The sequence below is a fragment of the Acinetobacter rongchengensis genome, from assembly GCF_003611475.1.
Classification (GTDB): domain Bacteria; phylum Pseudomonadota; class Gammaproteobacteria; order Pseudomonadales; family Moraxellaceae; genus Acinetobacter; species Acinetobacter rongchengensis.
This window is the reverse complement of record NZ_RAXT01000024.1, coordinates 33235-46197: the sequence shown is the minus strand read 5'-3', so window position 1 is coordinate 46197 and position 12963 is coordinate 33235. Positions and strand designations below refer to the sequence as shown.

9 protein-coding genes and 1 pseudogene are annotated in these 12963 nt (G+C 35.3%); 3 read left to right on the top strand and 7 right to left on the bottom strand.

Going from position 1 to position 12963, the window contains the following annotated elements; genetic code table 11:
- The 6 genes and pseudogenes from D7V20_RS20005 to uvrB form a co-directional block, all read right to left on the bottom strand.
- Positions 1-219: pseudogene (locus D7V20_RS20005) on the bottom strand (hypothetical protein); the annotation flags it as partial.
- A 298-nt stretch (positions 220-517) separates the two neighbouring features.
- Positions 518-1975, bottom strand: coding sequence for a glyceraldehyde-3-phosphate dehydrogenase (locus D7V20_RS11690; RefSeq protein ID WP_120384462.1), 1458 nt, complete (start codon positions 1973-1975; stop codon positions 518-520).
- 365 nt (positions 1976-2340) lie between these two features.
- The gene (locus D7V20_RS11685; RefSeq protein ID WP_235831633.1) at positions 2341-4065 is read right to left on the bottom strand and encodes a hypothetical protein; all 1725 of its coding nucleotides are present in this window, start codon (positions 4063-4065) and stop codon (positions 2341-2343) included.
- 131 nt (positions 4066-4196) lie between these two features.
- Complete coding sequence (gene rarD / locus D7V20_RS11680) at positions 4197-5120, bottom strand: EamA family transporter RarD (protein WP_120384460.1); 924 nt, start codon at positions 5118-5120, stop codon at positions 4197-4199.
- A gap of 343 nt (positions 5121-5463) precedes the next feature.
- Positions 5464-6051: a lipocalin family protein gene (locus D7V20_RS11675; protein WP_407923951.1), complete on the bottom strand. Its 588-nt coding sequence runs from the start codon at positions 6049-6051 to the stop codon at positions 5464-5466.
- 128 nt (positions 6052-6179) lie between these two features.
- Positions 6180-8201 (bottom strand): excinuclease ABC subunit UvrB, encoded by a 2022-nt coding sequence (uvrB, locus tag D7V20_RS11670; RefSeq protein WP_120384459.1) that lies wholly within the window; start codon positions 8199-8201, stop codon positions 6180-6182.
- Positions 8202-8460: 259 nt separating this feature from the next.
- On the opposite strand from uvrB, the gene D7V20_RS11665 reads away from it, so the two are divergent.
- Together D7V20_RS11665 and D7V20_RS11660 are read left to right on the top strand one after the other, a co-directional pair.
- Positions 8461-9240 carry an A1S_2505 family phage non-structural protein gene (locus D7V20_RS11665; protein ID WP_120384458.1) on the top strand — a complete coding sequence of 260 codons (780 nt, stop codon included), beginning with the start codon at positions 8461-8463 and terminating at the stop codon, positions 9238-9240.
- A gap of 574 nt (positions 9241-9814) precedes the next feature.
- Entirely contained in the window at positions 9815-11260 is a 1446-nt protein-coding gene (locus tag D7V20_RS11660; RefSeq protein ID WP_120384457.1) for a sensor domain-containing diguanylate cyclase, read from the top strand.
- A 64-nt stretch (positions 11261-11324) separates the two neighbouring features.
- On the opposite strand, the gene D7V20_RS11655 is transcribed toward D7V20_RS11660, so the two are convergent.
- Positions 11325-11507, bottom strand: coding sequence for a hypothetical protein (locus tag D7V20_RS11655; RefSeq protein ID WP_120384456.1), 183 nt, complete (start codon positions 11505-11507; stop codon positions 11325-11327).
- Positions 11508-11726: 219 nt separating this feature from the next.
- Here D7V20_RS11655 and D7V20_RS11650 point away from each other — a divergent pair, with 219 nt between their 5' ends.
- On the top strand, positions 11727-12962 hold the full coding sequence (locus tag D7V20_RS11650) for a pyridoxal phosphate-dependent aminotransferase (protein WP_120384455.1): 1236 nt from the start codon (positions 11727-11729) through the stop codon (positions 12960-12962).
- Position 12963: the final 1 nt, after the last annotated feature.

Here is a 12963-nt window from a genome sequence, read left to right as displayed (position 1 = left end):
TATTTTAAGCACTTTTGCATACGTACAACCCACTGTAACTTTTACAATGAATACTTGCTTGTTTTCAGAATTACCTCTAAGCCTATAACAAAAATATAAATATTGATTGTACACATGCGCCAGACAGCCAAAACCAAACACAAATTTGGGCATAGCAATAGCTGCATAAAATGTATTTTTAAGCCAATTACATGTTAAATCATAGGCCTGTCGTTTCATAAATTCAGAATCGATATATTATAAGGCATTAATAATTCTAGAGTTCTTATAATTTGATTATGAAAATTATCAACTTGCCATAGTAAAGCGTTTTCACTAAAAACAACCTCTAAACATAGGATGTAACTTAGTAGCTGAGCATTAACGAACATTGAAAAAATATACAAGACTAAATAGAATTTTATTTTTTATTAAATGTGGCAATTAAATTTTATGCTGTATCAATATCTAGGACAAATCTAAAAATTTAAACAATAAAAAACCCGACTTTACATCGGGTTTTTCTTAGGCTAACACATTATGCGTTTGTTTCAGCAGGAATTTTAGGATAGCTTACACCACCCATTTGCTCTGCAATACGTAATACTTGGCAGCTATAACCAACTTCGTTATCGTACCAAACATATGCAGTTAAACGGTTGCCAGAAGCGATTGTTGCTTGCGCATCAAATACACCAGCTGTACGAGAACCGATAAAGTCAGAAGATACAACCTCAGTAGAGTTTGTATAACCAATTTGACCTTGTAGATTTGAGTTAATCGAAATTTGACGAATGTATTCGTTCACTTCTTCACGATCAACTTCTTTATCTAAAGTTAAGTTTAAAATCGCAAGAGAAACGTTCGGTGTTGGAACACGTACAGAGTTACCTGTCAATTTACCTTGAAGTGCAGGAAGTGCTTTAGCAACTGCTTTAGCTGCACCTGTTTCAGTAATAACCATGTTCAATGTTGCAGCACGACCACGACGGTCTGCTTTATGGTAGTTATCAATTAAGTTTTGGTCGTTTGTGAATGAGTGAACTGTTTCAACGTGACCATTCAACACGGTGTATTTATCATGTAATACTTTAAGTGTTGGTGTAATTGCATTGGTTGTACAACTTGCAGCAGAGATAATCGCATCTTCATCAAGAATGTCAGCTTGGTTTACACCAAACACCACGTTCTTCATGTCACCTTTACCTGGTGCAGTCAAAATCACACGTGCAGCGCCTGGGCACTTAAGGTGTTGAGCAAGACCCTCAGCATCACGCCATTTACCTGTGTTATCGATCACCAAAGCATTGCTAATACCATAATCGGTATAATCAACTTCAGTTGGATTAGAAGCATAGATCACTTTGATAAACTGACCATTTGCAATAATTGCTTCGTTTTCTTCATCAACAGAAATCGTACCAGAGAATGGACCATGGATTGAGTCACGGCGCAATAAAGATGCACGTTTTTCTAAATCACCATCAGATGACTTACGAACAACAATCGCTTTTAGATTTAAACCACGACCAAGACCAGACTGACCAATCATTAAACGCGCAAGAATACGACCGATACGACCGAAACCATAAAGTACAACGTCACGACCTTCTACTGAAGTCTCACGACCTTCTGCGGTTTTAACTGCTGCTGCAACAAATGCATCAACATCGCCACCTTGCTCTTTAAAAGCAACAGCTAATTTACCTAAATCAATTTCAGCAGTGCCAATATTTTCAATTTTAGCCAATGCTTCAAGAATCGGGAACGTGTTTACAACTGAAAGCTCAACGTCCAACATACGTGTACGACGGTGTGCTTTTAAAATTTGAATCACTGAACGGTTAACTAAAGAACGACCGTAAACAGAAGTCACAATATTTTTTTCACGGTATAATTGACCGATTAATGCAATCATACGTTCCGCGATTTCTTCACGGTTTTTCCAACGACCTTGGTGCTCTGCGTGTAGGGCGATGATAGTGTCTTTGCTCACAGATACGTCCTCTATTTTATGTATATCTAGACATGATTTTAAAAACCCCATTATTGTAAAGGAATTCTCATTTAGTTGAAATCATATCACCTATCATTTTTATAATATTTTGTAATACTTACTATTCAAATTAGGATTACAACTTGATTTTAAAGTGTAAAACACTAAATAAAACCCATTTATAGTGTAAGTATGTTCTTTTCGAACACCACCACGTATAACAAACTTACATATGAGCGTACAGAAATCGACAGCCTCTTTTTCAGCGTGCCGCTTAACTATGAAAAAAATCATGATTCATATAAGAATGAGCAAATCCTTATACTTCGTGCTTCTGCTTCACTTTTTAAGCGTCTATAAACAAACTACGAATTCGGTGAATAATGTAAGTCATAACTAATTGCCGTACTAAATTCTTCAATATTAAAATCAATTAGATTTTCTGGCATTTTGATCAATAAAGGTAAGCGTATCAAACCATTATCACCACTTGGAAATGCATAATGACGCTCCAACTCACTCATCGAGGTTAAACTTTCAAACTCAATAAACACATTGTATTTACGTAAGTTTTTGGGAACCGCCAACACATCGATATACGTTTGCTTTTTAATCAACAAAGCAGCTTGATTGGTCTGTACAATTTCTTTCTCAACACGCTCACCTCGCAAAATTCTTTTGAAAAAAGAACCTTGCCATGTTGTTTGTTCTTTTTTCAATTGAGCAATGTAATTGGTTAAATCACGATAATCCGTCATTTGTTCAAGCAAAATCGCTTGAATTTTTTTGATTGGTTGTTGTGAACGATCATGCATCACCTGCCATTCATATTTACTCATTGGAATAAAAATTTCGTCTTTTCTTTTTTCCAAAAGTTTTAAATAAGCCAACAAACGATATTCAAAAAGCTGAACAGCATGATTAAAAAATAAAGCGGGTTGTTCTTTAAAATCTCGATAATGCGAAAGAATTTCTGACAAAATACGATGTACGCTCATAAATAAGTATTCAAACTCTTCTATATGAGATAAATCGTTTTTAACGGCATTTCGCAAAGGCATTAAAATATTGGCTGTGATCAATTGTTCAATCTTCTTTAAATGATTTTGAGCAACTGAATCACTATTACTTGCAGACATGCCTAAAGGTTCCATTAAAAATGGCAACAATGTCTTATCTGTAAAGTGTTCAAAATCTTGTACAATATCAATTACATCCTTTTGTACTTGGCTTTGAATAGTCACCATCTTCTGCATCAAGTGATGTATATCATCTTTATAGCCATCATTTGATATTTGATCAATTTCCAATACCAAACCCGTTATAAAGATTTGGTTTTTATACTCAATATTTTCTTCAAATAAGAAACGTCGAATTGAATATGGATTTTGTTCAAAATTTTGAATCGGTGCGATCAAATAAATAAACTCTGACGTTTTTACGATGTCAAATTTTCTAACTTTTTGTTCACTTAAAACATAATATTTAAAAAAAGGATGATTTCTTAATTCTGCTGATTTAGGCAATAAAGGTTTGAACCAATAACCCAATAACTGTTGCTTAATAAAAACTTCAACAATGAAACAACGTATTTGTTCACAGGTTAAATTACGAATCCCTTGTGGTGGCTGAATTTTTATTTTACGGATGAGTTTCGCTACGTCTTGCAAAAAGACTCTACGAATCAACATTTTTTCACGTTGCAAATTTAAATTATCATCTACAGGAATCAAATCAATTTGATGCAAAGCATTTTCTAAATAATCTGCAATTTGTACACTATCGGTAATATTCTTCAGCCAGTTTATCGAATTACTCAATTTACTTGCAATCGAACGCATACGCTCACTGGTAAAACTATGTTTTAAAATACTCAGCGAATTGGTAATGGTGTATTCAAATGTATTGGTGACACGATTCCATTGAATATCTTTTGGTTTTAAAATTTGACGATCTATTTCTTCTCTTACTTCAATATTTTCGCTATCAAATACATGCAATAGAGTATCTTCCCAGTTTAAATCTGTACTCGGTTCTAATTGCGACAACATTGCTCTTGTTTGATATGGAATCACTGTAGAGTTCATCATATGACCAACTTTTTACTTCTAAAAAGTAAATATAAAAAACCTTATTAATGAGACATATTTATCATATTTTTTAAGTTTTGTTAATTAAAAACAATGAATTTAGCAAAAAACAATCAATTTGAGTATTTTGCCTAATATTTATCGAATTTTTCGATATTGAGTTCTAAATTCTTTTTCCGCTGCTTTTGTCGGTAAAGATGCACAATCCCTTCAACCACCAATAACCCCACAGCACACCAAATTGGAATATAGGTTAACCATTCATCTCTTGAAATCGACTCGCCTAAAGCAAATGATGCCAAAGCCAGTAAAACAGGCTCCAAATAACTTAATAGACCAAATAAAATCATCGGTAAATGTCGACTAGCCAAAATATAGCTACCAAGTCCAATCGCACTTAAAATACCCAATCCTGCAACAACGGCTATTAAACTTGGAGAGTCAATAAATTGACCGTAGCTGTTCAATCCAGTTTGAGTTAAATAAATCGCAAGTGGCATACAAATCAAAATATCCCACCAAAAACCACCAAGATTGTCTGTGTTAATTTTTTTTCGAATGAGAAAATACAATGAATAACCAATCGCAACACTAATTGTTTCCCATGCAATAGTGCCCAGTCGCCACAACTCATGCCCCACACCTAAAGTTGCGAAAGCCACGGCTAGCATCTGAAATTTAGACAATTTTTCTTTATATAGAACACTACCCAGTAAAACCAAAACCAGTGGTAATAAAAAATAACCCAGCGAGACTTGCAGTCCTCGACCATTCATTGGCCCCCAAAGAAATAGCCACAATTGGAAGCAGGTTAATGTTGATGTCACTATCATGAAAAGCAATAAAATTGGCTTTTCAATGATTCTTTTATAAATGGTTTTTACATGAATAAAATCGCCACTAAACAACATAAACAATGTTAAAAAAGGCAAAGTTGAAATAATCCGCCAACCAAAAGTTTGCTGGCTATCCAAATCACCGAGTAATTTAGTATAAAAATACAAAACACCAAAAGTGACAGATGCCAAGACAGATAATGCTACACCTTTAAACATCTGATACCTCTATGCGAATACTATGTTCAATAGATCTTTTGCAAAAATCAAAAGGCCAAGATTAATATCCAGAATCTCTTCTCTTAGGCCATACACAGGGCTCAGAGAAAAGGTTTTACGCATAATAATGTGTATCTTTTATAATGAGAGGCAACCCCCCATTATAAATAAATGCCCATCACAACTCGACTTATGCAAAAAATCTAATATTTCAAATAAAATAGTATAAACATATTTAATTATATATCACTTGAAAAATAAATTAATTTTATAGTTCTACAAAGTGATTTATATACACCCATCTAAAAATTTGGTTCAAGAATCAATTACGGTTATTTCTCTTTTATGGTTCGGTTTGTTTGGTTCGAATAATATCTTTCAAACTAAATCCTACAATTTGAGCATATCGTAAAAATTCAGTAACTTTCGCTTCATCTGGGTGTGGATCTCGTGACAACAACCATAGATATTTCCGCTTAGGTTCACCCACCAATACCATTTGATAGTTTGGATCAATTTTCAACACCCAATAATCACCACGTCCGACCGGCATCCAGCGAATTGCTTCAGGCAAGAAACTAACTTTTAGTTTCGAATTAAAAGGCTCATTGCTAATAAACCCTTCACCTACAGAACGCAACTCATGACCATCCATATCAATACAACGATTATCCACCGCAACATTCCCGTATTCATTTACGGTATATCGAGCAGTGACATCCTTTGCACATTGCTTTTGGAAATACATCGGCTTACGTGCAATCTCATACCAAAGTCCCAAATACTGACTTAACTCCAATTTCGGAACAGCTGCCAAAGTTGAATTTTCTGCATAAGTTTGACTATAAAAATTAGGCAAAGCGATAGCACTACATAACATTATTAGCTTTTTAAAATCATTCACTTTGGGTAATTTTTTTTGGAATTGCACTGTATACCCTCACCGTCTACAAGTATTATAATTATTAAAATAATCATAAATTTAAACTTAAACTGTAGCTTTATGTATCTCAAATAACAGCTAAAGCTACAGCATAATAGCGCATTGTATTGAATAAATTACTGCAACATTCTTGCTTTTAAACGAACAATTTCATCACGTAAACGTGCAGCTTGCTCAAACTGAAGTTCTTTTGATGCTTTTAACATCTCTTTTTCCAGTTTCGATAAATGCTTACTCAATAACTTTGGATCAGAGAGTAAATGTTGCTCATCTGCTGTTAATGCTTTATTTTGTTCAAGAATTTTTGCATCAACTTCATCATCTTCAATCACTTCACCTGAATCAATTTCCTTAATCACTTGGCGTACAGCACTTCGTGGAATAATGCCATGCTCTTCATTAAATTGAATTTGTTTAGTGCGTCGACGCTCAGTTTCATCAATCGCTTTTTGCATTGAGTCTGTCATACGGTCTGCATAAAGAATAGCTTTACCATTTAAATGTCGAGCTGCTCGTCCAATGGTTTGAATCAATGAACGTTCAGAACGTAAAAAGCCTTCTTTATCCGCATCAAGAATCGCAACCAAAGAAACTTCAGGCATATCCAAGCCTTCACGTAATAGGTTAATTCCCACTAAAACATCATGTACCCCCGTACGTAACTCATGAATAATTTTCACTCGTTCTACCGTATCAATATCAGAGTGTAGATAAGCCACTTTTACACCATACTCTTTTAAATACGATGTTAAATCCTCAGCCATACGTTTAGTCAAGGTTGTCACTAAAACACGTTCATCCAATTCTTTTCGGATATTGATTTCTGACAATACATCATCGACTTGCGTGAGTACTGGACGTATTTCTATTTCAGGGTCAACTAAGCCTGTAGGACGAACCACTTGCTCCGCGACCTGTTCAGACTTTTCCAATTCATACTTTGCAGGGGTTGCGCTGACATAAATTGTTGCAGGGATAATCCGCTCCCATTCCTCAAACTTCATTGGGCGATTATCCAAAGCACTCGGTAGGCGGAAACCATAATTCACTAAATTTTCTTTACGTGAACGGTCACCTTTATACATCGCACCAATTTGCGGAACAGTCACATGTGACTCATCAATAATCAATAATGCATCATCGGGAATATAATCAAATAAGGTCGGCGGCGCCTCTCCCGCAGGACGACCCGATAAATGTCGTGAATAGTTTTCAATACCGTTGGTATAACCCAACTGTTGCATCATTTCTAAATCGTAACGAGTGCGTTGCTCTATACGTTGCGCTTCAAGTAATTTTTCATGCGCTTTGAAAAAAATTAAACGTTCAGCCAACTCTTCTCGTATGGTACCAATTGCTCTTTCTAAATTATCTTTTGGTGTTACATAGTGGCTTTTTGGATAAATCGTTACACGTGGTGCTTTACGTACTAATTTACCCGTTAATGGATCAAACCAACGAATTGAATCCACTTCATCATCAAACAGTTCAATACGAATTGCGTGTTGGTCTGATTCTGCTGGGAAAATATCAATAATTTCGCCACGAATACGATAAGTACCACGTAAAAACTCAAGCTCATTACGTGTATATTGCATTTCAACTAAACGGCGAATAATGTCATCTCGGCTAATACGGTCGCCTTGTACAATATGCAACAGCATACTCATGTAAGCATTTGGATCACCTAAACCATAAATTGCCGATACTGAAGCTACGATAATGGCATCACGTCTTTCTAATAATGCCCGAGTCGCAGAAAGTCGCATTTGATCGATATGATCATTAATAGCTGAATCTTTTTCAATAAAAGTATCAGAAGATGGCACATAGGCTTCGGGTTGGTAATAGTCGTAATAACTCACGAAGTATTCAACAGCATTATTTGGGAAAAATGCCTTAAACTCACCATAAAGTTGTGCCGCTAAAGTTTTGTTATGCGCCATAACGATTGTGGGACGTTGAGTCTGTGCAATTACATTGGCCATGGTATAAGTTTTACCAGAACCAGTTACACCAAGTAAAAGTTGATCACGAAAACCTTTATTTACTCCTTCGACTAATTTTGCAATGGCTTGTGGCTGATCGCCTGCAGGCTCATAATTTGTGACAAGTTCAAAAGGTTGATGATCACTCACGGGCTTTTCTCTTTTTACCAATATAATTCAATCATTTATTAGGCAAATCAATTGCACTAACAAATGAACCTTAGCGAATAGGAAACAATTCTAAAAATAATAGCTATAACGTGACAACAAGTTTAACAGAAACGAACACTTTCACTTGTTAAGATTATTTTTTTAATGCGGTCAATTACACAATATTCAACAAATATCCTTGACCCTTTTTTAATTCAATAGCAACATGGGAATAAGCCGACTAAAAGATTGAAAAAACATGACTTATCAATATCATGATGAAAGCATAATCAAAAGCTTAGCAGAAGATACGGTTTTTGTATTTGGTAGCAATATGGCAGGCACACATCAAGGCGGTGCTGCAAAAACGGCGCATTTACATTTTGGTGCGATGAAAGGCGTTGGACGTGGTTGGTCTGGACAAAGTTTTGCAATTCCGACCATGAATGAACATTTGCAACAAATGCCACTTTCGCAAATTCAGCACTACATAGACGACTTTAAAATTTATACGCAAAATCATCCTAAGCTAAAATATTTTATTACTTCCGTCGGTTGTGGTGTCGCAGGCTATAAAGTTGAAGAAATTGCACCGATGTTTAAAGGTATCTCACACAACGTGATTTTTCCACAATCTTTCCGTCCTTTTGTCGAAAGAACGCTACCTAAACTCACTCAAAAATTGCTGCATAGTTTTATCAATGATCACGTTATTTTTAGTACCGATCTTGATCAAGCGATACAAGGTTTAGATTTAAGCGATTCCGAAAAGAGTTTAGCGACAATTATTCTAAATACCCCGATGTACCCAACGGATAGTAATGGTCGTGATCGTGAGTTTGAGATCCAAGATATTTTGCATAATCTGCATGCTAAAACACAGGAATTCCAACCCGATACTAAAGGCTCAATGATTTTAGGTGGTGCAATCTTAGCCTTATTAGAGCTTTATCATTTAAACGAAAATGATTTTATTGATGTCTGGAATGGTAAACGAACAATTGCGCCACCAAAGGCGGAAAATCATTCCAAGAAATAAATAATGGAATTGATATTAATTTCATCAGTTATAAATGATTATTCAATCATGATGAATAGTGAAAACTCAAATTGTTAAAGACTCGGGATCAGAGATTATATAATTAAACTGATCCCTTATTTATTTTAAGGAATTATTCATCTGTAACTTTTATACATCCCCACGCAATGATCATTAACACTTAATGACAATTAAAATGCACTTATATTTAAATATAAAATCATTATTTGAATTATTTTACTTATTATTAGAACTCATCAGTACACAACTATTGATTAGATATACTTACCAAAATAATCTAATATACCCACTCTATAGTTGAGCAAATCTTAATTTATCAATTCTTACTGTTATTTAATTTATTGTATTTCATACCAAGACTTAATTTAAGAGAAGATCATTATCACCCTTCAGGCATTTAAAAATTAAATTGCTTTTAATAAGTTATACTAAAAAATATAAAAATTAAAAAACAAATAATAAACAATTTTTTATTTTTAGTATTTTGATATTAGAGACTTTTAAGGTATATTTCCGCTTAAATCAGAACTTAAAAACAAATGAGAATCCTGTAATGGATATTATGAATTCCACTATATTTGATATATCACCGATCCCCATGTGGTTAGAAGATATGAGTGAAATCAAAGAACAATTCGACCTTTGGAAAGCACAAGGAATTACAGATCTCCAACCATTTTTAGAAGAAAATTTTGATTTGGTTATAGAATGTGCCCATAAAATTAAAATTATTAAAGTCAATAAAAAAACTTTAGATCTTTTTGAAGCAAATAATCAACAACACTTATGTCAAAACCTCAATATTATTTTCCAAAAAGAAATGTTTAAAGTACATTTATTTGAATTAGTCTCTTTATGGAATGGTAATAATGAGTATTTAAGCACCACCACAAATTATACAATTTCAGGTAAAAAACTCGATATTAAACTTAGAGCAGTGGTACTTCCTGGTTCAGAAGATACCTTTAATCAAGTCCTAATCACGACTGAAGATATTACAGATTATCAAAATGCGCATCGCAACGAAGAAAAAAATCGCCAACTTGCTGAATCTCGCTTTATTTATTCTCCTACCTCATTATGGGTTGAGGATTTTAGCCGTGTAAAAATGCGTCTAGATCAATTACGTCAAGTGGGCATTGAAGACTTTCGTACTTTTCTAGATGTGCATACAGATTTTGTCAATCAATGTGTTGAAGACATTATTTTACTGGACGTTAACCAAGCTACCTTAGATTTATTTAAGGCAGCAGATAAAGAAACTTTATTTAAAAATCTGTATCGGGTTTTTGCGAAAGAAATGCACCAAACTTTTCGTGAACAATTGATTGAATTATGGAATGGAAAAATCCATCATCAACGTGAAGCGATCAATTATGCACTCGATGGGTCTATTCGAAATGTACTGTTGCAATTTACCGTTTTCCCAGGTTATGAAGATGATTGGAGTTTGGTTCAAGTTGCATTGACCGATATTACTGCACGTAAAAAAGCTGAAAGCTATTTAGAATATTTAGGCAAACACGATGTGTTAACCAAACTGTTCAATCGATCATTTTATACAGAAGAAATTCACCGCTTAGAACGTAGTATACTCCGCCCTGTTTCAGCTATTTTCATTGATATGAATGGCTTAAAGACAGTCAATGACCAATATGGGCATGATGTAGGTGATGAATTACTTCGTCGCATGGGTAATATACTCAATCGTACAGTGACACATACCAGCCATACCGCTTCTCGAATCGGTGGTGACGAATTTGTCGTGATGATGTCAGGTGCCAATCAGCAAGCTGTAGATTCAATCATTATGACCATTGAAGAACTATTGAATATTGATAATCAATACTATTCATCACACCCCATTAGCATTGCAATAGGTCATGCAACAACTCAACCCAACGAAAAGGTTGAAGATATGTTAAGACGTGCAGATCAAGTGATGTATAAAAAGAAAAAAGATTATTATGAGTATTTTACTCAACCCATAGACAACTAAATCTTATTTAATGATTGATTAAAAAAATCTGCTATAAAAAAAGGTGCTTCATGCACCTTTTATATTACCTTTTACCCATCGAACGACGTGTACCACGTGGCGGCATCCATGTCCGATCTGCGTACTGTTCAGGTTTTGGGCGCACTTGATTGTGAGCCACGTCATCCTGATTTTCAGCCGAAGCTGATGGCATTGGGAATGGTAACTTCACCAATGACTTTTTTTTGGGAGTATTTTGGGTGCTCATATGATTCACTCAATTTCAACTGAGCGTATTGTACGTAAAATTGCTGAATGATGCGAGCGCTCATGTTATGGATTGGATATTTGTAGTGGCTTGATACAGTAAATTTTAATTTTCGTAAATTTCTAGTGAATTTGTTTAGATATTAAGCAACGATATGCACTATTTTAGGCTATGATAGTGTGCTTTTTATTTTTAATCCCTATAAGAAGGAATAATGCCGTGGACGTACGTCTTTCAGATCGTGTTAATGCCATCAAACCGTCCCCAACTCTTGCGGTTACCAACAAAGCAGCTGAATTAAAAGCTGCAGGTAAAAATGTAATTGGTTTAGGTGCAGGTGAACCTGACTTTGATACCCCACAACACATCAAAGATGCTGCTATTCAAGCAATTAACAACGGTTTTACCAAATACACAGCTGTAGATGGTACGCCAGGCCTTAAAAAAGCAATTATTGCAAAGTTAAAACGTGATAATAATTTAGACTACGCTGCAAACCAAATCTTGGTTTCTTGTGGTGGTAAACAATCATTCTTTAACTTAGCACTTGCTTTATTAAACAAAGGCGACGAAGTAATTATTCCTGCACCATATTGGGTAAGTTACCCAGACATGGTGATTATCGCTGAAGGCGTTCCAGTGATTGTGAAATGTGGTGAAGAACAACGTTTCAAAATCACGCCTGCTCAATTAGAAGCAGCAATCACTGACAAAACACGTTTGGTGGTGTTAAACAGCCCTTCAAACCCTACAGGTATGATTTATACCAAAGCTGAATTAGAAGCTTTAGCTGAAGTTTTACGTAAATACCCTGAAGTTTTTGTTGCTTCTGACGATATGTATGAACCAATCCGTTGGGATGACGAGTTCTATAACATCGCAACCGTTGCACCTGATCTTTATGACCGTACAATCGTGTTAAATGGCGTGTCTAAAGCCTATGCAATGACTGGCTGGCGTATTGGCTATGCAGCAGGTCCAGCTAAGCTGATTGGCGCAATGAAAAAAATCCAATCACAGTCTACATCTAACCCAACGTCAATTTCACAAGTTGCTGCTGAAGCTGCGTTAAATGGTCCACAAGATGTACTTGAGCCAATGATCGAAGCATTCAAACGTCGCCATGATTTGGTAGTGAATGGTTTAAATCAAATCAACGGTATTTCATGCTTACCCGCTGACGGCGCATTCTATGCTTATGCAAATATTCGTCCATTGATCCGTGCTAAAGGTTTAAAATCTTGCACAGAATTCTCTGAATGGTTATTGGAAGAAACTGGTGTTGCGGTTGTTCCAGGTGATGCATTCGGTTTAGGTGGTTTCATGCGTATTTCGTATGCAACTGCGGATGAAGTCCTTGTAGATGCACTTGCGCGTATCAAAAAAGCTGCTGATTCAATTGAAGGTGTAGATGCTGCAATTGCATCAATTGAAGCTGAAAAAGCTGCGAAGTAAA

Excerpts from the sequence above, each read along its gene's own strand:
- rarD (WP_120384460.1), bottom strand. The coding sequence starts at position 5,120 with ATGTTTAAAGGTGTAGCATTATCTGTCTTGGCATCTGTCACTTTTGGT.
- D7V20_RS11655 (WP_120384456.1), bottom strand. The coding sequence starts at position 11,507 with ATGAGCACCCAAAATACTCCCAAAAAAAAGTCATTGGTGAAGTTACCA.
- D7V20_RS11685 (WP_235831633.1), bottom strand. The coding sequence starts at position 4,065 with ATGATGAACTCTACAGTGATTCCATATCAAACAAGAGCAATGTTGTCG.
- D7V20_RS11660 (WP_120384457.1), top strand. The coding sequence starts at position 9,815 with ATGGATATTATGAATTCCACTATATTTGATATATCACCGATCCCCATG.
- D7V20_RS11665 (WP_120384458.1), top strand. The coding sequence starts at position 8,461 with ATGACTTATCAATATCATGATGAAAGCATAATCAAAAGCTTAGCAGAA.